Raw genomic sequence first — 21,727 nt, 5'->3', positions numbered from 1 at the left:
CTCCTTGGATAGTCGAGGTCAGAGCATAGAAGGTGAGGGGGTTGTCGATCAGTTCCCTCTCCCGCTGGCGGGAGAGGGGGCGGCCCGCGTAGGGAGAAGGTGCTGTCAGGTTCGACCCTCTCCCCCAGCCCCTCTCCCATGAATGGGCGAGGGGAGTTAAAGCTCACGCCGCCTTGGGCGGGAACTTCGGCGCGTGCAGGCCGAGCGTCATGGCCTGCTGCACCAGGCCCATGATGTCCTCCTGGGCCAGCTGGAACAGGCGCTTGAGATCCGGCAGGACGAAATACAGTGGCTGCAGGATGTCGATGCGATACGGCGTGCGCATGGCCTCCAGCGGGTCGAAGGTCTGATGCTCGGGTGCGCCGGAGAGGCTGTAGACCGTCTCCTTGGGCGAGGAGAGGATGCCGCCGCCGTAGATGCGCCGGCCGGCCGGGGTATCGACCAGGCCGAACTCGATGGTCATCCAGTACAGCCGCGCCAGGTACACGCGCTGCTCCTTGCTCGCGGCCAGGCCGAGCTTGCCGTAGGTGTGGGTGAATTCGGCAAACCAGGGATTGGTCAGCAGCGGGCAGTGGCCGAAGATCTCGTGGAAGATGTCCGGCTCCTGCAGGTAGTCCAGCTCTTCCGGGGTGCGGATAAAGGTGGCGACCGGGAAGCGCTTGCTGGCCAGCAGCTCGAAGAAGGTTTGGAAGGGAATCAGCGCCGGCACCTGGGCCACGCTCCAGCCGGTGCTGGCGCCGAGCACCTGGTTGATCTCGCCGAGCTGGGGGATGCGCTCATGCGGTAGGCGCAGCTGTTCGATGCCGTCGAAGTACTCCTGGCAGGCGCGGCCTTCCAGCACCTTCATCTGCCGGGTGATCAGGGTGTTCCACACCTGGTGCTCGCTGTCCGAGTAGTGGATGAAGCCGCTCTCGTCCGGTTGCCGAGCCACGTACTGCGTGCCTTTCATGCAGGTCTCCCGCTGGGCTGTTGTTCTTGTCTGGGACAAGGGATAACGCCGATGGCGCAACCTGAGGAGGGGCTGGCAACCTCGTCGAGCCAGAAGGAGCGGGCTTTTTCGTAAAGAATTGATTACGACTGTGTGGGAATGACAGATGGCGACCTTGTTGTCTGTCCTGGCTGTCACATATTCTTGACGGAAAATGACGGCCGCCTTGCGAAAAATCGGCCGCTCCCGCCCGACAATCACAATTCAAGGGGCTCAGCGTGCGCATCAAAGTCCACTGCCAGAACCGCGTCGGCATCCTGCGCGACATTCTCAACCTGCTGGTCGACTACGGCATCAACGTCGCCCGTGGCGAAGTCGGCGGCGAGCAGGGCAACGCCATCTACCTGCACTGCCCGAACCTGATCAACCTGCAGTTCCAGTCGCTGCGGCCGAAGTTCGAGGCCATTCCCGGCGTGTTCGGCGTCAAGCGTGTCGGCCTGATGCCCAGCGAGCGCCGTCACCTGGAGCTCAACGCGCTGCTCGGCGCGCTGGATTTCCCGGTGCTCTCCATCGACATGGGCGGCTCCATCGTCGCCGCCAACCGCAGCGCCGCGCAGCTGCTCGGCGTGCGCGTCGACGAGGTGCCGGGCATGGCGCTGTCGCGCTATATCGAGGACTTCGACCTGCCCGAGCTGGTGCGTGCCAACAAGTCGCGGGTCAATGGCCTGCGGGTGCGGGTCAAGGGCGATGTGTTCCTCGCCGACATCGCGCCGCTGCAGTCCGAGCATGACGAAAGCGAGGCCCTGGCCGGCGCCGTGCTGACCCTGCACCGCGCCGACCGCGTCGGCGAGCGTATCTATAACGTGCGCAAACACGAGCTGCGCGGCTTCGATTCGATCTTCCAGAGCTCCAGGGTGATGGCCGCGGTGGTGCGCGAAGCGCGGCGCATGGCGCCGCTGGATGCACCGCTGCTGATCGAGGGCGAGACCGGCACTGGCAAGGAACTGCTGGCGCGCGCTTGCCACCTGGCCAGCCCGCGCGGCCAGTCGCCGTTCATGGCGCTGAATTGCGCGGGGCTGCCGGAATCCATGGCCGAGACCGAGCTGTTCGGCTACGGCCCCGGCGCCTTCGAGGGCGCGCGCCCGGAGGGCAAGCTCGGCCTGCTGGAGCTGACGGCCGGCGGCACGCTGTTCCTCGATGGCGTCGGCGAGATGAGCCCGCGCCTGCAGGCCAAGCTGTTGCGCTTCCTGCAGGATGGCTGCTTCCGCCGCGTGGGCAGCGACGAGGAGGTGTACCTGGATGTGCGGGTGATCTGCGCCACCCAGGTCGACCTGTCCGAGCTGTGCGCCAAGGGCGAATTCCGCCAGGACCTGTATCACCGCCTCAATGTGCTCAGCCTGCATATCCCGCCGCTGCGCGAGTGCCTGGACGGCCTGGCGCCGCTGGTCGAGCACTTCCTCGATTCGGCCAGCCGGCAGATCGGCTGCCCGCTACCCAAGCTGGCGCCGCAGGCCTTCGAGCGCCTGGCCCACTATCACTGGCCGGGCAACGTGCGCCAGCTGGAGAACGTGCTGTTCCAGGCCGTGTCGCTGTGCGACGGCGGCACGGTGAAGGCCGAGCATATCCGTCTGCCGGACTACGGTGCGCCGCAGCCGCTGGGCGATTTCTCCATCGACGGCGACCTCGATGCGATCCTCGGCCGCTTCGAGAAGGCGGTACTGGAGCACCTGTACGCCGAGCATCCGAGCAGTCGCCAGCTGGGCAAGCGCCTGGGCGTGTCGCACACCACCATCGCCAACAAGCTGCGCCAGCACGGGGTGGGCAAGGACTAGGGCTACGACCTTGGTGCAATGGTTGCGGGGCGGGTGAGGGCGTAAAAAGTAGCCATCCGGCTCCTGCGATATCCGGATGCGTTTCTGACATTCCTCCCCGGAATGACTTGGCGGGCGGCCCTAGGGTCGCCCCTTTTTTTGCCCGCCATTTGACCGGGCAGCGGCTTTGAGACCATGGTCGTAGAGCGGTAAGACCATGGTCGAATGGCCCCACAGGGTGTCGGGGGATACAAAAGGAACCATACAAAAACAACCGCCCTTTGAGGTATCCGCCATGACTGCTGCTTCCATCTACCCCGTGCGTCCCGAGGTGGCCGCCAATACCTTGACCGACGAAGCCACCTACAAGGCGATGTACCAGCAGTCGGTGATCAACCCGGACGGTTTCTGGCGCGAGCAGGCCAAGCGCATCGACTGGATCAAGCCGTTCACCAAGGTCAAGCAGACCTCCTTCGACGACCACCATGTCGACATCAAGTGGTTCGCCGATGGCACCCTCAATCTCTCGGCCAACTGCCTGGACCGCCACCTGGAAACCCGTGGCGACCAGATCGCCATCATCTGGGAAGGCGACGATCCGTCCGAGCACCGCGAAATCACCTACCGCGAGCTGCACGAGCAGGTGTGCAAGTTCGCCAACGCCCTGCGTGGCCAGGACGTGCACCGTGGTGATGTGGTGACCATCTATATGCCGATGATCCCCGAGGCGGCGGTGGCCATGCTGGCCTGCGCGCGCATCGGTGCCATCCACTCGGTGGTGTTCGGCGGCTTCTCGCCGGAGGCCCTTGCCGGTCGCATCATCGACTGCAAGTCGAAGGTGGTGATCACCGCCGACGAGGGCGTGCGCGGCGGCAAGAAAGTCCCGCTGAAGAGCAACGTCGATGACGCGCTGACCAACCCGGAAACCGCCAGCGTGCAGAAGATCATCGTGGTCAAGCGCACCGGTGGCGACATCAAGTGGAACCAGCACCGCGACATCTGGTACGAAGACCTGCTGAAGGTGGCCGGCAGCACCTGCGCGCCGAAGGAAATGGGCGCCGAGGAGCCGCTGTTCATCCTCTACACCTCCGGCTCCACCGGCAAACCCAAGGGCGTGCTGCACACCACCGGCGGCTACCTGGTGTACGCCTCGCTGACCCACGAGCGGGTGTTCGACTACCGCCCGGGCGAAGTCTTTTGGTGTACCGCCGACATCGGCTGGGTCACCGGCCATACCTACCTGATCTACGGCCCGCTCTCCAACGGTGCCACCACCGTCATGTTCGAGGGCGTGCCGAACTATCCGGACGTCACCCGCGTGGCGCAGATCATCGACAAGCACAAGGTCAATATCCTCTACACCGCGCCGACCGCCATTCGCGCCATGATGGCCGAAGGCAAGGCAGCGGTGCAGGGCGCCGATGGTTCCAGCCTGCGCCTGCTCGGTTCGGTCGGCGAGCCGATCAACCCGGAAGCCTGGCACTGGTACTACGAGAATGTCGGCCAGAGCCGTTGCCCGATTGTCGACACCTGGTGGCAGACCGAGACCGGCGCCTGCCTGATGACCCCGCTGCCGGGTGCCCACGCGATGAAGCCGGGCTCCGCCGCGCGGCCGTTCTTCGGCGTGCAGCCGGCCCTGGTGGACAACCTGGGCAACATCCTCGAAGGTGCTACCGAGGGCAACCTGGTCATCATCGATTCCTGGCCGGGGCAGGCCCGTACCCTGTATGGTGACCACGACCGCTTCGTCGACACCTACTTCAACACCTTCAAGGGCATGTACTTCACCGGTGACGGCGCGCGTCGCGACGAGGATGGCTACTGGTGGATCACCGGTCGCGTGGACGACGTACTCAACGTCTCCGGCCACCGCATGGGCACCGCCGAGATCGAAAGCGCCATGGTCGCGCATGCCAAGGTCGCCGAGGCCGCGGTGGTGGGTGTACCGCACGACATCAAGGGCCAGGGCATCTATGTCTACGTGACCCTGAATGCCGGCGAGGAACCGTCCGAACAACTGCGTCAGGAACTGAAGAACTGGGTGCGCAAGGAGATCGGCCCGATCGCCTCGCCAGACGTCATCCAGTGGGCTCCGGGACTTCCGAAGACCCGCTCGGGCAAGATCATGCGCCGCATCCTGCGCAAGATCGCCGTTGCCGAATACGATTCTCTCGGCGACATCTCCACGCTGGCCGATCCTGGCGTGGTGCAGCACCTCATCGACACTCATCGCACCATGCAAGCCGCCTGACGGCAGCCCCGCAAGGCGCACGACCCCGGCCACAAGCCGGGGTTTGTCGTTTCTGGGAGGCGGTGGAAGGGTTCATTGACACGAGGCAGTGCATTGCCGGCGTCTAGCGCCGACAATGCAGGCAAGCACGGATGAGGAGGTCAGATGAACGATACCGAGATGTGGGGTGACTGGTGCTCCGGATGGGGGCCGCTGTGCCGTCAGCCGCAAACCATCGAGCGCGTGCGCGACCTGATTGCGCGACTGGTCGCCGCCGGCCGCCTGGCCGACCAGGCGCAGGGGCTGGAGCTGCTGCGCAGTGCCGACCGGCTGACCAGCATGGCCCTGAGCCTGGTGGCGCACATGACCTATGCGCGGCGCATCGACCTCGACGGCAGGGAACTGGCTGCCGAGGACTTCAAGGTCGTTCCCGAAGGGCACACCGGCGGTTCGCTGAACATGGTGCCGGCCTTCGTCGGCTACCTCCTGGCCAATGCCCTAAGTGCGACCACCCGTGGCTGGCTGATGGGGCAGGGCCACTGCGTGGCAGCCATCGAGGCGATCAACACCCTGACCGGCGACCTGTCGCCGACCCAGCAGGGCCGCTATGACCGCAGTACGGCCGGGCTGGCCAGGCTGATCGGCGATTTCTACTCCTACGCCATCGATGCCCAGGGCATGCCGGCCGTGCCGCTCGGCAGTCATGCCGGGCCGCACACGGCCGGTGCGGTGTGCGAGGGTGGCTACCTCGGCTTCGCTGGCCTGCAGTACGTGCACATGCCGTTGCCGGGCGAGCGCCTGGTGGCCTTTCTCAGTGATGGCGCCTTCGAGGAGCAGCGCGGTTCGGATTGGGCGCCACGCTGGTGGCGGGCCGAGGATTGCGGGCTGGCGGTGCCGGTGATGATTCTCAATGGTCGGCGCATCGAGCAGCGCACGCAGATCGTGCAGCAGGGCGGTGCGGCCTGGATGGCCGAGGACCTGCGCCTCAATGGTTTCGATCCGCTGATCATCGACGGCCGCGATCCGGCGGCGATCGCCTGGGCCATCCTCGAAGCCGAGGCGCGCCTGCAGGCCTTCGCCGCCGACGCGCAGCGCCGCTACCCGGCACCGCTGCCCTACGTGATTGCCGTTACCGAGAAGGGCTTCGGTTTTCCCGGAGCCGGCAGCAATGCGGCGCACAACCTGCCGCTGGCGGGCAACCCGCACAGCGATGTGCGGGCTCGCCAGCTGTTCAATACGGCAGCGCGGGCGTTGCATGTGCCGCCGGCCGAGCTGGAGGCCGCCGTCGCCTGCCTCAACAACCATGAGCGCGTGGCGCGGGCGCGCGAAAGCCAGCACCCGATGGCGCACCGCCACCCGGTGCCGGCGCAGTTGCCGCCGCCGCACTGGCAGGCGCCTGGCACGCACGGCAGCGCGATGAGCGCGCTGGATCGCTGGTTCGTCGAGCTGGTACGGGCCAACCCGCAGTTGCGCGTGCGGGTCGGCAACCCCGACGAGCTGGCCAGCAACAAGATGGGCGAGACCCTGGCGCTGCTGCGTCACCGGGTCAACGCGCCGGAGCCTGGCGTGGCTGAGGACCTGCACGGCGCGGTGATCACCGCGCTCAACGAAGAGGCCGTCGCGGCGGCGGCACTGGGCAACAAGGGCGGGCTGAACCTGATCGTCAGCTACGAGGCGTTCGCCGTGAAGATGCTCGGCCTGCTGCGCCAGGAGGCGATCTTTGCCCGCCACCAGAAACTGCTCGGCCAGGCGCCGGGCTGGCTTGCCGTGCCCCTGATCGTGACGTCGCACACCTGGGAGAACGCCAAGAACGAGCAATCGCACCAGGACCCGACCATCGGCGAAGCGCTGCTCGGCGAAATGGCCGACACCACGCGGGTGCTGTTCCCGGTCGACGCCAATAGCGCCCAGGCCGCCCTGCAGGCGCTCTATGGCGAGCGAGGCCAGCTCGGCTGCCTGGTGGTGTCGAAACGCGAGGTGGCCGGTCAGCTGGATGCCGAGGCCTGTCGCCAGCTGCTGCAGCAGGGCGCGTTGCACCTGCGCGGCGACCCTGCCGACGCCGAGGTGCAACTGGTGGCCATCGGCGCCTATCAACTGGAACAGGCGCTGCTGGCCCACGCCGAACTGGCCGCGCGCGGCTGCCGCAGCTGCGTCACTCTGATCATCGAACCGGGGCGCCTGCGCAGCCCGCGCGATGAGCTGGAGGCTGCCTTCGTGCTGGATGACGCCCGCCTGCAGGCGCTGTTCCCGCGCCACCTGCCGCGCGTGCTGCTGTGTCACACTCGTCCCGAGCCGATGCTGGGGGTGTTGCGCCGCCTCGATGGTGGCGTCGAACGCACGCGTGCCCTGGGCTACATCAACCGTGGCGGTACGCTGGACGTCGACGGCATGCTGTTCGCCAACCGCTGCACCTGGGCCCACGTGGTCGAGGCCGTGGCCGCGCTCAGTGGTCGCCCGCTGTCCAGTCTGCTCGACGAGCCCCAGCGCTTGGCCATCCAGGGCCAGGGGCGGGCCGCCGATCTGCATATTGCCAATCTCGAAAGGAAAATCTGATGGCCAAGCTTTCTCTGACCAGCCTGGGTGGTGCCGGTACCGTAACCGGCTCCAAACACCTGCTGACCTGTGGCGATACCCGCCTGCTGATCGACTGCGGGCTGTTCCAGGGGCTGAAGAACCTGCGCGAGTTGAACTGGCAGCGCTTGCCGATCAGTCCCGGCGACATCGATGCGGTGGTGCTGACCCATGCTCACCTGGACCATTGCGGCTACCTGCCGCGGCTGGTGCTGGATGGCTTTTCCGGGCGCATCCACTGCAGCAGTGCGACCCGCGACGTGGCTGAGCTGATTCTGCGTGACAGCGCCTTCCTGCAGGAGAAGGACGCCGAGCTGGCCAACCGCAAGGGCTTCTCCAAGCACTCGCCGGCCCTGCCGCTCTATCGCGTCGCCGATATCGACCGGACCATGGCGCTGTTCAAACCGGCGGCGCTGCATGAGGAAGTGGCGCTGCCGGGGGATGGCCGCCTGCTGCTGCGCCGCGCCGGGCATATTCTCGGCGCGTCCACCGCGCAGATCGACATCGGTGGTCGGCGCATCCTGTTCTCCGGCGACCTGGGGCGTTATGACGATCCGGTCATGCACGATCCCGAGAGTGTGCCGGAGGCGGACTACGTGGTGATCGAGTCGACCTACGGCAACCGTCATCACGACACCACCGATCCGCTGGATGCGCTCGAAGAGGTGATCAAGCGCACCGTGCAGCGCGGCGGTACGGTGGTGATCCCGGCCTTCGCCGTGGGCCGTGCGCAATCGCTGATTCACAGTCTCTGGCAGCTGCGCCGCAGTGGTCGGCTGCACAACCTGCCGGTCTATCTCGACAGCCCCATGGCCACCAGTGCCAGCGAACTGTTGCAGCGCTACCCCAAGGAGCACCGTCTGGGCCGGCAGGACTGCGAGGCGGCCTGCGACTCGGTCACCTATGTGCGCGATGTCGAGGAGTCCAAGGCGTTGTCGGCCAACCGCTACCCGAAGGTGATCATCTCGGCCAGCGGCATGGCCACCGGGGGGCGCGTGCTGCACCACATCGCTGCGTTCGGTCCGGATCACCGCAACACCTTGCTGTTCTCCGGCTACCAGGCCGCCGGCACGCGCGGGCGCAAGCTGCTGGAAGGGGCGCGGGAGACCAAGATCTATGGCCAGTGGCTGCCGATCAACGCGGAGATCGCCGAGCTGCCGATGCTGTCGGCGCATGCCGACAGCGACGAGCTGATGCGCTGGCTGTCCGGCTTCCAGCGCGCGCCGCGGCGGGTTTTCGTGGTGCACGGCGAGGCGGATGCCTCCGAGGCGCTGCGCGAGCGCATCCAGCGCGAGCTTGGCTGGTCGGTGTGCGTGCCGCTGCAGGGGCAGGAATTCGAGCTGTGAGTAACAGCGTCGAGTAACACCTCGCCCACTTTTGGGGTGGGCGGGGAACGTCATGCCCCGCATGCGTGCATGATTGGATGCGGGTGCGGGGCTGCAGGCCCTGTGGAATAGGGTGTTTGTGTTTTATGGCCTGCTTATTGCTGTGTCTAAAGGTTTGGTTTGTGTCCCCTTGGTCATCTTTTGGCTGGCCTGTCAATACGCGCTCCGCGCTCGCCCTGTGCTTCTGTAATTTGTTGTCGCTTTGAAGAAATATCGACCCACCCCTGGTCGATAGAATGCCGCCCACTTGGCCAACCCTCTTGTGGCGCCCCCGGTGGCGGCAAAGACGGTGACACTTTCTACAATTCACCCATGGCCATGGCGAACCTCATTCTGCCAATCGCTGTACCCCATTCGAAGGAGCACAAGATGAAGAAGATCGTACTTCTCGGCGCCCTGGCGCTTTCCGCTTTCAGTGCGCTGGTTCAGGCAGAAGAAAAACCTCTGCGTATCGGTATCGAAGCGGCCTACCCGCCGTTCGCCTACAAGACTCCGGAAGGCAACATCACCGGCTTCGACTACGACATCGGCAACGCCCTGTGCGAGGAGATGAAGGTCAAGTGCCAGTGGATCGAGCAGGAGTTCGACGGCCTGATCCCGGCCCTCAAGGTGCGCAAGTTCGACGCCGTGCTGTCGTCGCTGTCGATCACCGACGAGCGCAAGAAGTCGGTGGACTTCACCGGCAAGTACTACCACACCCCCGCCAAACTGGCGATGAAGGCCGGTACCGAGATCAAGGACCCGCTGGTTGACCTGAAAGGCAAGAAGGTCGGCGTACAGCGTGCCTCCATCTACGACCGCTATGCCACCGAAATGTTTGCTCCGGCAGGCGTGGAAGTGGTGCGTTACAGCTCGCAGAACGAGATCTTCCTCGACCTCACCGCCGGCCGCCTGGATGCCACCCTGGCCGACGTGGTCAACATCGACGACGGCTTCCTCAAAACCGACGCTGGCAAGGGCTTCGCCCTGGTGGGCCCGGACTACACCGACGAGAAGTACTTCGGTAACGGTGCCGGCATCGCCGTGCGCAAGGGCGACAAGGCCCTGGCCGACAAGATCAGCGCCGCCATCCTGGCGATCCGCGCCAACGGCAAGTACAAGGAAGTGCAGGACAAGTACTTCCAGTTCAACGTCTACGGCGAATAACGCCGCTGCGGCCACCCTCCCCGGAGCGGGGAGGGTGGTACGTCGGGCCGGGTGAGCGCAGCGCTCTGCCGGGCTCACCTCCGCCCCTCGCTCTGAGCAAGAGCGCTCCTCCTGTCTGCAGAGGATAGATTCCATGTTCAACGGCTACGGCTCGACCATTCTCGACGGTACCTGGCTCACCGTGCAGCTGGCTCTGCTGTCGATGGCGGTGGCCATCGCGCTCGGTCTGCTCGGCGCGGCCTTCCGCCTGTCGCCGGTCAAGTGGCTGGCCCTGCTGGGCGAAACCTATGCTGCGGTGATTCGCGGCATCCCCGATCTGGTGCTGATCCTGCTGATCTTCTACGGCGGCCAGGAAATGCTCAATCGCGTCCTCGAGCTGTCCGGCTACGAGGGCTATGTCGACATCAATCCGTTCGTGGCCGGTGTCGGTACCCTGGGCTTCATCTATGGCGCCTACCTGTCCGAGACCTTCCGCGGCGCCTTCATGGCCATCCCCAAGGGTCAGGGCGAGGCCGGTCTGGCCTACGGCATGAGCCCGCTGCGGGTGTTCTTCCGCATCCTGGTGCCGCAGATGATCCGTCTGGCCATTCCCGGCTTCACCAACAACTGGCTGGTGCTGATCAAGGCCACCGCCTTGATTTCCCTGGTCGGCCTGCAGGACATGATGGCCCGCGCCAAGAGCGCCGGTGACGCGACCCGCGAGCCCTTCACCTACATCCTGCTGGCCGCAGGCATCTACCTGGCGATCACCAGCGTATCGCTGCTGGTGCTGCGTTACCTCGAACGCCGCTATTCGGTCGGCGTGAAAACGGCCGAGATCTGAGGGATTTACCATGCTTTTCGACTACAACGTGGTGTGGGAAAGCCTGCCGCTGTACTTCGGCGGTGTGCTGGTCACCCTCAAGCTGCTGGTCATCTCCCTGGCCCTGGGACTGCTCGCGGCGGTGCCGCTGGCGCTGATGCGGGTTTCCAAGCAGCCGGCGATCAACTTCCCGGCCTGGCTGTATACCTACGTGATCCGTGGCACGCCGATGCTGGTGCAGCTGTACCTGCTTTACTACGGCATGGCTCAGTTCGAGGTGGTGCGCGAAAGCGCCCTGTGGCCCTACCTGTCCAATGCCACCTTCTGTGCCTGCCTGGCGTTCGCCATCAACACCAGCGCCTACAGCGCCGAGATCCTCGCCGGTAGCCTCAAGGCCACGCCTTATGGCGAGATCGAGGCGGCCAAGGCCATGGGCATGTCGCGCGCCAAGCTGTATCGCCGCATCCTCCTGCCGTCCGCGCTGCGCCGTGCGCTGCCGCAGTACAGCAACGAGGTGATCATGATGCTGCACACCACCAGCCTGGCATCGGTGGTGACCCTGATCGACATCACCGGCGCGGCCAAGACCGTGAACTCGCAGTACTACCTGTCGTTCGAGGCCTACATCACCGCCGGTGTGTTCTATCTGCTGCTGACGCTGATCCTGGTGCGCCTGTTCAAGCTGGCCGAGCGCCGCTACCTGGCCTACCTGGCCCCGCGCAAGCACTGAGGTCGAGATCATGCAGCGCATCGATCACCGTCTGCCCTGGGGTTGTCCCGGCACCGAACGCACCCTGAGCGTGTTCCGTTTCGGCGCCGGTACGCGCAAGGCCTATATCCAGGCCAGCCTGCACGCCGACGAGCTGCCGGGCATGCGCGTGGCCGTCGAGCTCAAGCGTCGCCTCGCCGAGCTGGAAGGGCAGGGGCGCCTTACGGGCGTGGTCGAGCTGGTGCCGGTGGCCAACCCCATCGGTCTCGGTCAGATGCTCCAGGCCACCAGCCAGGGGCGTTTCGAGCTGGGTAGCGGCAAGAATTTCAATCGTGACTTCGTCGATCTCGCCGAGCTGATCGCGCCCACGCTGGAAGGGCGCCTGGGGGCGGATAGCCAGGCCAACGTCGAGCTGATTCGCCAGGCCATGCGTGCCGGTCTGGATGCCCTGCCGCCAGCCGGTTCCGAGCTGCAGGGCCTGCAGCGCCTGCTGCTGCGCCATGCCTGCGATGCCGACCTGGTGCTCGACCTGCACTGTGACTTCGACGCCGTGGTGCACCTGTACATGATTCCGCAGCAGGCCGAGACCTTCGCCGCGCTGGGCGCGCGGCTGAGCGCTGGCGCCGTGCTGGTGTCCGAGGACACCGGCGGCAGTTCCTTCGACGAGGCCTGTTCGATGGCCTGGCTGCGCCTGGCGCGACGCTTCCCGCAGGCTGCCGTGCCGCTGGCCTGCCAGGCCAGCACGGTGGAGCTGGGTGGCATGCTGGATACCGAGCGCGAGCGTGCCCAGGCCAGCGCCGAAAGCATTCTCGCCTTCCTCGCCGAGCAGGGGCTGATCGACGGTGCCTGGCCCGCCGCGCCGGCGCCGACCTGCGCACCCACGCCGTTTGCCGGCGCCGAATACGCCTACCCACCGCATGCCGGTGTGGTCAGCTTCCTGCAGCCGGTCGGCGCCCGTGTCGAGGTGGGTGACCCGCTGTTCGAAGTCATAGATCCGCTGGAGGACCGCCACAGCATCGTGCGTGCCTCGACCGCCGGGGTGCTCTATGTGCGCGAGCGCCTGCGCTTCGCCCAACCCGGACTCTGGCTGGCCAAGGTGGCCGGTCAGCAACCCATTCGCCAGGGTCGCCTGCTGAGCGACTGAGCCATACGAGAGCCCAACCATGTACAAACTCGAAGTTCAGGATCTGCACAAACGCTACGGAAGCCACGAAGTGTTGAAGGGCGTGTCGCTGGCGGCCAAGGCTGGCGACGTGATCAGCATCATCGGCTCCAGCGGCTCGGGCAAAAGCACCTTCCTGCGCTGCATCAACATGCTGGAGCAGCCGCATGGCGGCAAGATCCTGCTCAATGGCGAAGAACTCAAGCTGGTGGCCAACAAGGACGGTGCGCTCAAGGCCGTCGATGCCAAGCAGCTGCAGCGCATGCGCTCGCGCCTGTCCATGGTGTTCCAGCACTTCAACCTGTGGTCGCACATGAGCGCCCTGGAAAACGTGATCGAAGCGCCGGTGCATGTGCTCGGCGTGCCGAAGAAGGAAGCCATCGAGAAGGCCGAGCACTACCTGGCCAAGGTGGGGGTGGCGCACCGCAAGGACGCCTATCCGGCCCATATGTCCGGTGGTGAGCAGCAGCGCGTGGCCATCGCCCGTGCCCTGGCCATGGAGCCGGAAGTCATGCTGTTCGACGAGCCGACCTCGGCGCTCGACCCCGAACTGGTCGGCGAAGTGCTCAAGGTGATGCAGGACCTGGCCCAGGAAGGCCGCACCATGGTGGTGGTGACCCACGAGATGGGCTTCGCCCGCGAGGTGTCCAACCAGCTGATCTTCCTGCACAAGGGCCTGGTGGAAGAAACCGGCTGCCCGAAAGAGGTGCTGGCCAACCCGCAGTCCGATCGCCTGAAACAGTTCCTTTCCGGCAGCCTGAAGTAAGCACTAGACTGCCCTCATGACTTCGACTGCCCACTGCATTGCCTTCCTGATCTGGCCAGAAACCAGGCCCATGACCCTGGCCCTGGCCGAGGAGGCCCTGCGCGTGGCGCAGCGCGTTCACCCGGAAGTGTCCTACGAACTGCGCTTCCTCCAGGCCGAAGCGCCGGCGGCTGGCGCCTGGCAGTTGCCGGGCGAGCCCTGGGCCGGGCGCCTGGAGGGCTGCCACAAGCTGTTCGTGCTGGCCGACGAGCCGCCGGCGCAGGTCGCTCCGGCGCTGGCCCAGGCGCTTAAGCAGCTGGCGCGCGGCGGTATCCCCATCGGCGGCCTGTCCGCCGGCGTCTACCCGCTGGCCCAGCTCGGCCTGCTCGACGGCTATCGCGCCGCCGTGCACTGGCGCTGGCAGGACGACTTCACCGAGCGCTTCCCCAAGGTCATCGCCACCAGCCATCTGTTCGACTGGGATCGCGATCGCCTCAGCGCCTGCGGCGGCCTGGCCGTGCTCGACCTGCTGCTCGCCGTACTGGCCCGCGACCACGGTGCCGAACTGGCCGGCGCGGTGAGCGAGGAACTGGTGGTCGAGCGCATCCGCGAGGGTGGCGAGCGCCAGCGCATTCCGCTGCAGAACCGCATCGGCTCCAGCCATCCGAAGCTGACCCAGGCGGTGCTGCTGATGGAGGCCAACATCGAGGAGCCGCTGACCACCGACGAGATCGCCCAGCACGTATGCGTGTCGCGCCGTCAGCTGGAGCGGATCTTCAAGCAGTATCTCAACCGCGTGCCGAGCCAGTATTACCTGGAGCTGCGCCTGAACAAGGCGCGCCAGCTGCTGATGCAGACCAGCAAGTCGATCATCCAGATTGGGCTGTCCTGTGGGTTCTCCTCCGGCCCGCACTTCTCCAGCGCCTATCGCAACTTCTTCGGGGCGACGCCGCGGGAAGATCGCAATCAGCGGCGGAGTGCCAGTCCGTTTGAGATTGCTCCGGCTTCCGTCGAGCGGGGATAACCGGTTCGCCTGCGGTTTTCCGTGCCGCTGCCGCTTGTATCGCTGTTTGATGCTTCTGTTCCGCCCTGTTGGGCGGGTCACTTTTGCCAGTCGCGGCAAAAGTAACCAAAAACGCTTGCCCCGCCATCCGGCCCTACGCTTCGCTCCGGGTTCGTTCACTCCATCGCCGCTCCAGGGGCGCGCGTCGAAGGGCCATCCTTGGCCCATCGTCGCTCTCGCGGCATCCATGCCGCTCAACCCCTTCCACAACGATTCCGCTCACCCTCCTGAAGGGGCGTCTGGTGCTGCCTGACAGCTCTGCGTTTCTTTTTCCGCGGATTGCGTGCAAACGATCAGATAAAGAAAAGCCATCAGGCAGCTCGGAGCCCAAGTCCCCGTCAGTAGGCCGAGTGGAGGTGTTGCGTAGGGGAGCGAGCCGCATGGATGCGGCGAGAGGCTTAAAGGGCCAAGGATGGCCCTTTAAGCCGGCCCCTGGAGCGGCACCGGAAGGAGGGAAGTCCGGGCGCAGCCCGGACCCGGATGTCGGGGTGCGCTTTCTTTTGCTTACTTTTCTTTGCGCAAACAAAGAAAAGTAAGGCGCCGTGCAGGGCGCAATCTGTAGCTCTGTGCCGAGGAAAGTGTTGCGTCCAGGCTATTGAGTGCGGGCCGGCAGTCTGGGGCGCAGCGAATTGCCCCGATCCCCCCGCACAGCGTTTAAACTGCGCAATTCCGGAGCTTTCTGTCGCATTGCCGAAAGCCCCCGAAAACCGCGGGGTTCCGCTGTAAGAAGTTGTCGCATGGCGACAATGCGGGCCCGTGGGCAGCCCCTACAATCCTTTCATCACCTGCCATTTTGTGCGGTGTTCCTTATTCAGGAGAGCCCCGATGTCCGTTCAGCACGATCCGGTGCAACGCGCCGATTTCGATCAGTATCTGGTCCCCAACTATGCCCCAGCCGCCTTTGTTCCGGTGCGTGGCCTGGGTTCGCGAGTCTGGGATCAGAGCGGTCGCGAGCTGATCGACTTCGCCGGCGGCATCGCCGTGAATGCCCTCGGTCACTGCCATCCGGCGCTGGTCAAGGCGCTTACCGAACAGGCCAACACCCTGTGGCACATCTCCAACGTGTTCACCAACGAGCCGACCCTGCGCCTGGCCCACAAGTTGGTCGATGCCACCTTCGCCGAGCGCGTGTTCTTCTGCAACTCCGGCGCCGAGGCCAACGAGGCCGCCTTCAAGCTGGCCCGTCGCGTTGCGCATGACCGCTTCGGTCCGGAGAAGTACGAGATCATCGCCGCGCTCAACAGCTTCCACGGTCGTACCCTGTTCACCGTCAGCGTCGGTGGCCAGCCCAAGTACTCCGATGGTTTCGGGCCGAAGATCGAGGGCATCACCCATGTCCCATACAACGACCTGGACGCGCTGAAAGCCGCTATTTCCGACAAGACCTGCGCCGTGGTCCTGGAGCCGATCCAGGGCGAGGGCGGTGTGCTGCCGGCCGACAAGGCCTACCTGGAAGGCGCCCGTGCCCTGTGCGACCAGCACAACGCGCTGCTGGTGTTCGACGAGGTGCAGAGCGGCATGGGTCGCAGCGGCGAGCTGTTCACCTATATGCACTATGGCGTCACCCCGGACATCCTCTCCAGCGCCAAGAGCCTGGGCGGCGGTTTCCCCATCGGCGCCATGCTGACCACCACTGAGCTGGCCAAGCACCTGGCCGTCGGCACCCACGGCACCACCTACGGTGGCAACCCGCTGGCCTGCGCGGTGGCCGAAGCGGTACTGGACATCGTCAACACCCCAGAAGTGCTGCAGGGCGTGAAGGCCAAGAGCGAGCAGTTCAAGCAGCGCCTGCTGGCCATCGGCGAGCGTTACGGCATGTTCGCCGAAGTGCGTGGCCTGGGCCTGCTGCTCGGCTGCGTGCTCAACGATGCCTGGAAGGGCAAGGCCAAGGCCGTGCTGGATGCCGCTGCCGCCGAGGGCGTACTGGTGCTGCAGGCCAGTCCGGACGTGGTGCGTTTCGCGCCCAGCCTGGTGGTGGAAGAGGCCGATATCGTCGACGGTCTGGACCGTTTCGAGCGCGCCGTCGCCAAGCTCGCGCAGGGCTGATGGCTGCAACCGGCGGCGCAGGATGCGCCGCCGACTGCTCAGGATGAGTCGATTCATGCGTGATCGGAGTGCTCCGGTCTTTCTCCAGTGGGCAGCCTCAGGCCTGTTGGAGCTTTTATTCGTCAATCGCTCCGCCCTTGCGGGGCGCGTTTTCCGGAAAGGAGTAACGCCATGCTGGTGATGCGCCCTGCGCAGATGTCCGACCTCGCTGAAGTGCAGCGTCTGGCTGCCGACAGCCCGGTGGGCGTTACTTCGCTGCCGGACGATGCTGGTCGTCTGAGCGACAAGATTGCCGCCTCCGAGGCCTCTTTCGCCGCCGAGGTGAGCTTCAACGGCGAGGAGAGCTACTTCTTCGTCCTCGAGGACACGGCCAGCGGCAAGCTGGTCGGCTGCTCCGCCATTGTTGCCTCGGCGGGATATTCCGAGCCGTTCTACAGCTTCCGCAACGAGACCTTCGTGCACGCCTCGCGCGAGCTGAAGATCCACAACAAGATCCACGTCCTCTCGCTGTGCCACGACCTCACCGGCAACAGCCTGCTGACCAGCTTCTACGTGCAGCGCGACCTGGTCGACAGCCCGCTGGCCGAACTCAACTCGCGCGGCCGCCTGCTGTTCATGGCCGCCCACCCGGAGCGCTTCGCCGACGCGGTGGTGGTGGAGATCGTCGGCTACAGCGACGAGCACGGCGATTCGCCATTCTGGGACGCCGTCGGCCGCAACTTCTTCGACATGAGCTACACCGAAGCCGAGCGCTTGTGCGGGCTGAAGAGCCGCACCTTCCTCGCCGAGCTGATGCCGCATTACCCGATCTACGTGCCGCTGCTGCCGGACAGCGCCCAGGAAGCCATGGGCCAGGTCTACAGCCGCGCCCAGGTGACCTTCGACATCCTGATGCGCGAAGGCTTCGAGACCGATCACTACATCGACATCTTCGACGGCGGTCCGACCCTGCATGCGCGCACCTCGGGCATCCGCTCGATCGCGCAGAGCCGCGTGGTGCCGGTGCGCATCGGTGAGCCGGGCAAGGGCGGGCGTCAGTACCTGGTGAGCAACGGCCAGTTGCAGGACTTCCGCGCCATCATCGCCGACCTCGACTGGGTGCCCGGCAAGCCGGTGACCCTGAGCCTGGAGGCTGCCGAGGCGCTGGGTGTGGGTGAAGGCGTCAGCGTGCGTCTGGTTGCGGTTTGATGCGTAAACCCTTCTCCCGCCGGGAGAAGGTGGCCCGCAGGGCCGGATGAGGGCCTTTCCCTCACCCTTGGCCCCGAGTGGGGCGAGAATTCTGGAGGCAATATGATCGTTCGTCCCGTCCGTAGCGCCGATCTGTCGGCGCTGATCGACCTGGCCCGCAGCACTGGCACCGGCCTGACCACCCTGCCGGCCAACGAGGAGCGCCTGTCGCACCGGGTCGGCTGGGCGGAGAAGACTTTCCTGGGCGAGGCCGAGCGCGCCGACGCCGACTACCTGTTCGTAATGGAAGACGACGACGGTAAGGTCGTCGGCATCTCCGCGGTGGCCGGCGCTGTCGGCCTGCGTGAGCCCTGGTACAACTACCGGGTCGGCCTCACCGTCAGCGCCTCGCAGGAGCTGAAGATCCACCGCGAGATTCCCACCCTGTTCCTGGCCAACGACCTGACCGGCAACTCGGAGCTGTGCTCGCTGTTCCTGCACGCCGGCTACCGCACCGGCCTCAACGGCCGCCTGCTGTCCAAGGCGCGTTTCCTGTTCATGGCCGAGTTCCGCGAGCTGTTCGGCAACAAGGTGATCGCCGAGATGCGCGGCATGTCCGACGAGAACGGCCGCTCGCCGTTCTGGGAGAGCCTGGGTCGGCACTTCTTCAAGATGGAGTTCAGCCAGGCCGACTACCTCACTGGCGTGGGCAACAAGGCCTTTATCGCCGAGCTGATGCCCAAGTTCCCGCTCTACACCTGCTTCCTCTCCGAGGAGGCGCGCGCCGTGATCGGCCGCGTGCACCCGGACACCGAGCCGGCGCTGGCCATGCTCAAGGGCGAAGGATTCAGCTACCAGGGCTATGTCGACATCTTCGACGCCGGCCCGGCCATCGAGGTGGAAACCGACAAGATCCGCGCCGTGCGCGACAGCCAGACCCTGGTGCTGGCCGTCGGTACCCCGGGCGACGACGCCATTCCCTACCTGATTCACAACCGCAAGCGCGAAGACTGCCGCATCACCGCCGCGCCGGCGCGTGCCGCCGCCGGCACTCTGGTGGTCGACCCGCTGACCGCCAAGCGCCTGCAGCTGAGCGCCGGCGCCCAGGTGCGCGCCGTACCGCTGTCGGCCAAGGAGAGCAAGCAATGACCACTCATTACATCGCAGGCCAGTGGCTGGCCGGGCAGGGCGAGGCCTTCGATTCGCTCAATCCGGTAACCCAGGAAGCCGTGTGGAGCGGCCAGGGCGCCACTGCCGCGCAGGTCGAGCAGGCCGTTGCCGCCGCCCGCGCGGCGTTCCCGGCCTGGGCGCGGCGTCCGCTGGAAGAGCGCATTGCCGTGCTGGAGCAGTTCGCCGTCACCCTCAAGGCGCACAGTGACGAGCTGGCCCGCACCATCGGTGAGGAAACCGGCAAGCCGTTGTGGGAGTCCGCCACCGAGGTGACCAGCATGGTCAACAAGGTCGCCATCTCCGTACAGAGCTACCGCGAGCGTACAGGCGAGAAGAGCGGCCCGCTGGCCGACGCCACCGCAGTGCTGCGCCACAAACCGCATGGCGTGGTCGCCGTGTTCGGCCCCTACAACTTCCCCGGCCACCTGCCCAACGGCCATATCGTGCCGGCGCTGCTGGCCGGCAACGCCGTGGTGTTCAAGCCCAGCGAGCTGACGCCCAAGGTCGCCGAGCTGACGGTCAAGTGCTGGATCGAGGCCGGTCTGCCGGCCGGCGTGCTCAACCTGGTGCAGGGCGCCCGCGAAACCGGTGTTGCCCTGGCCGCCAGTGCCGGCATCGACGGCCTGTTCTTCACCGGCTCCAGCCGTACCGGCAACCTGCTGCACAGCCAGTTCGCCGGCCGTCCGGACAAGATCCTGGCGCTGGAGATGGGCGGCAACAATCCGCTGGTGGTGGAGGAGGTCAAGGACATCGACGCCGCCGTCTACACCATCATTCAGTCCGCCTTCATTTCCGCCGGCCAGCGCTGCACCTGTGCGCGTCGCCTGCTGGTGCCGGTCGGTGCCTGGGGCGATGCCCTGCTGGCACGCCTGGTGGCGGTGGCCTCGAGCCTCAAGGTCGGCGCCTTCGACGAGCAGCCGGCGCCCTTCATGGGCTCGGTGATTTCCCTGGCCGCGGCCGAGCATCTGCTCAAGGCCCAGCGTCACCTGGTCGACAAGGGTGCCGAGGTGCTGCTGGAAATGATCCAGCCGGTGCCGAATGCCGCGCTGCTGACTCCCGGCATTGTCGACGTGACCCAGGTGGCTGAGCGCATCGACGAAGAGTTTTTCGGCCCGCTGCTGCAGGTGATCCGCTATGACGGCTTCGATGCCGCCATTGCCGAGGCCAACAACACCCAGTACGGCCTGGCCGCCGGCCTGTTGTCCGAGTCCGCCGAGCGCTACCAGCAGTTCCTCGTCGAGAGCCGCGCCGGCATCGTCAACTGGAACAAGCAGCTGACCGGCGCCGCCAGCAGCGCGCCGTTCGGCGGCGTGGGCGCCTCCGGCAACCATCGCGCCAGTGCCTACTACGCCGCCGATTACTGCGCCTACCCGGTCGCCTCGCTGGAAAGTGAAACCCTGAGCCTGCCTGCCACCCTGACCCCGGGAGTGAGTCTGTGATGTCCGCCTATGAAATGAACTTCGACGGCCTGGTCGGCCCGACCCACAACTACGGTGGCCTGTCCTACGGCAACGTGGCGTCGCAGAGCAACAGCCAGGCGGTGTCCAACCCCAAGGAAGCCGCCAAGCAGGGCCTGGGCAAGATGAAGGCGCTGATGGACATGGGCTTCAAGCAGGGCGTGTTCGCCCCGCAGGAGCGCCAGGACGTCGCCGCCCTGCGCAGCCTGGGCTTCACCGGCAGCGATGCCGAGGTGATCGCCAAAGCCGCCAAGGAGGCCATGCCGCTGCTGGCCGCCTGCAGCTCCGCCTCCAGCATGTGGACCGCCAACTCCTGCACCGTCAGCCCCAGTGCCGACACCGCGGACGGCCGCGTGCACTTCACCGCCGCCAACCTCAACTGCAAGTTCCACCGCTCGATCGAGCACCCGACCACCAGCCGCGTGCTGCGTGCCATGTTCAGCAACGAGCAGCACTTCGCCCACCACGCCGCGCTGCCGGCGGTGGGCCAGTTCGGCGACGAGGGCGCGGCCAACCACACGCGCTTCTGCAAGAGCTACGGCGAGGCCGGCGTGGAGTTCTTCGTGTTCGGCCGCAGCGCCTTCGACAGCCGCTTCCCGGCACCGCAGCGCTACCCGGCGCGGCAGACCCTGGAAGCCTGCCAGGCGGTGGCCCGCCTGCACGGCCTGGGTGACGAGGGCGTGGTCTATGCCCAGCAGAACCCGGCGGTGATCGACCAGGGTGTATTCCACAATGACGTGATCTCGGTGGGCAACGGCGAAGTGCTGTTCTACCACCAGGACGCCTTCCTCGATACCGACAAGGTACTGGCCGAGCTGGGCGACAAGCTGGCCCGCCGCGGCGGCAACTTCCAGGCCGTGCGCGTGCCGGCCAGCGCGGTGAGCGTGGAGGATGCGGTGCGCTCCTACCTGTTCAACAGCCAGCTGCTGACCCGCGCTGACGGCAGCATGCTGCTGATCGTGCCGGAGGAGTGCCGCAACAACGCCAATGTGTGGAACTACCTGAGCGAGCTGACCCGCGGCAACGGCCCGATCCGCGAGGTGAAGGTGTTCGACCTCAAGCAGAGCATGCAGAACGGCGGTGGCCCGGCCTGCCTGCGCCTGCGTGTGGCGCTCAAGGAGCACGAGCTGGCAGCGGTGAATCCGGGCGTGGTGATGACCCCCGAGCTGTTCACCACTCTCAATGCCTGGGTCGACAAGCACTACCGTGACCGCCTGGCGGAAAGCGACCTGGCCGACCCGCAACTGCTGATCGAGTGCCGCACGGCATTGGATGAATTGACGCAGATCCTTAAACTGGGCTCCGTGTACCCTTTCCAACTCGCCTGAGAGCACT

The 21,727-nt window shown here is 65.9% G+C and carries 16 protein-coding genes; 15 read left to right on the top strand and 1 reads right to left on the bottom strand.

The features are described 5' to 3' along the window. Positions 1–163 precede the first annotated feature (163 nt). Positions 164–988, bottom strand: coding sequence for a phenylalanine 4-monooxygenase (gene phhA, locus PA6_RS08845; RefSeq protein ID WP_255209918.1), 825 nt, complete (start codon positions 986–988; stop codon positions 164–166). A gap of 218 nt (positions 989–1,206) precedes the next feature. Here phhA and PA6_RS08840 point away from each other — a divergent pair, with 218 nt between their 5' ends. From PA6_RS08840 to astB, 15 genes are all read left to right on the top strand, one after another. Beyond that, on the top strand, positions 1,207–2,760 hold the full coding sequence (locus tag PA6_RS08840; RefSeq protein ID WP_021700559.1) for a sigma-54-dependent phenylalanine hydroxylase transcriptional regulator PhhR: 1,554 nt from the start codon (positions 1,207–1,209) through the stop codon (positions 2,758–2,760). Positions 2,761–3,034: 274 nt separating this feature from the next. Continuing rightward, entirely contained in the window at positions 3,035–4,990 is a 1,956-nt protein-coding gene (acs, locus tag PA6_RS08835; protein ID WP_021700558.1) for an acetate--CoA ligase, read from the top strand. A 144-nt stretch (positions 4,991–5,134) separates the two neighbouring features. Beyond that, positions 5,135–7,522: a phosphoketolase family protein gene (locus PA6_RS08830; RefSeq protein WP_021700557.1), complete on the top strand. Its 2,388-nt coding sequence runs from the start codon at positions 5,135–5,137 to the stop codon at positions 7,520–7,522. Beyond that, a complete protein-coding gene (locus tag PA6_RS08825; RefSeq protein ID WP_021700556.1) occupies positions 7,522–8,886 on the top strand; it encodes an MBL fold metallo-hydrolase RNA specificity domain-containing protein in 1,365 nt (454 codons plus the stop codon). Before PA6_RS08830 ends, PA6_RS08825 begins: the two co-directional genes overlap by 1 nt. Positions 8,887–9,294: 408 nt before the next feature. Beyond that, a complete protein-coding gene (locus PA6_RS08820; protein ID WP_021700555.1) occupies positions 9,295–10,071 on the top strand; it encodes an ABC transporter substrate-binding protein in 777 nt (258 codons plus the stop codon). A gap of 133 nt (positions 10,072–10,204) precedes the next feature. Next, positions 10,205–10,894, top strand: coding sequence for an ABC transporter permease (locus PA6_RS08815; protein ID WP_021700554.1), 690 nt, complete (start codon positions 10,205–10,207; stop codon positions 10,892–10,894). A 10-nt stretch (positions 10,895–10,904) separates the two neighbouring features. Beyond that, positions 10,905–11,603 carry an ABC transporter permease gene (locus PA6_RS08810; protein WP_021700553.1) on the top strand — a complete coding sequence of 233 codons (699 nt, stop codon included), beginning with the start codon at positions 10,905–10,907 and terminating at the stop codon, positions 11,601–11,603. Positions 11,604–11,613: 10 nt separating this feature from the next. Continuing rightward, entirely contained in the window at positions 11,614–12,726 is a 1,113-nt protein-coding gene (locus tag PA6_RS08805; RefSeq protein ID WP_021700552.1) for a succinylglutamate desuccinylase/aspartoacylase family protein, read from the top strand. A gap of 19 nt (positions 12,727–12,745) precedes the next feature. Continuing rightward, positions 12,746–13,510 (top strand): arginine/ornithine transport ATP-binding protein AotP, encoded by a 765-nt coding sequence (gene aotP / locus PA6_RS08800; protein WP_021700551.1) that lies wholly within the window; start codon positions 12,746–12,748, stop codon positions 13,508–13,510. A 16-nt stretch (positions 13,511–13,526) separates the two neighbouring features. After that, the gene (gene argR, locus PA6_RS08795) at positions 13,527–14,513 is read left to right on the top strand and encodes a transcriptional regulator ArgR (protein ID WP_021700550.1); all 987 of its coding nucleotides are present in this window, start codon (positions 13,527–13,529) and stop codon (positions 14,511–14,513) included. An 864-nt stretch (positions 14,514–15,377) separates the two neighbouring features. Continuing rightward, complete coding sequence (locus PA6_RS08790) at positions 15,378–16,598, top strand: aspartate aminotransferase family protein (protein ID WP_021700549.1); 1,221 nt, start codon at positions 15,378–15,380, stop codon at positions 16,596–16,598. A 171-nt stretch (positions 16,599–16,769) separates the two neighbouring features. Then, on the top strand, positions 16,770–17,786 hold the full coding sequence (gene aruF, locus PA6_RS08785; RefSeq protein WP_021700548.1) for an arginine/ornithine succinyltransferase subunit alpha: 1,017 nt from the start codon (positions 16,770–16,772) through the stop codon (positions 17,784–17,786). Positions 17,787–17,888: 102 nt separating this feature from the next. Further along, positions 17,889–18,914, top strand: coding sequence for an arginine N-succinyltransferase (astA, locus tag PA6_RS08780; RefSeq protein ID WP_021700547.1), 1,026 nt, complete (start codon positions 17,889–17,891; stop codon positions 18,912–18,914). Beyond that, on the top strand, positions 18,911–20,374 hold the full coding sequence (gene astD, locus PA6_RS08775; RefSeq protein WP_021700546.1) for a succinylglutamate-semialdehyde dehydrogenase: 1,464 nt from the start codon (positions 18,911–18,913) through the stop codon (positions 20,372–20,374). Before astA ends, astD begins: the two co-directional genes overlap by 4 nt. Next, entirely contained in the window at positions 20,374–21,720 is a 1,347-nt protein-coding gene (astB, locus tag PA6_RS08770; RefSeq protein WP_021700545.1) for an N-succinylarginine dihydrolase, read from the top strand. Before astD ends, astB begins: the two co-directional genes overlap by 1 nt. The last annotated feature ends 7 nt before the right edge of the window (positions 21,721–21,727 follow it).

The sequence above is a fragment of the Aquipseudomonas alcaligenes NBRC 14159 genome (assembly GCF_000467105.1).
In the GTDB taxonomy this organism is placed as follows: domain Bacteria; phylum Pseudomonadota; class Gammaproteobacteria; order Pseudomonadales; family Pseudomonadaceae; genus Aquipseudomonas; species Aquipseudomonas alcaligenes.
Note: the sequence above shows the minus strand (reverse complement) of the source record. Positions and strands in the feature narration are given on the sequence as shown.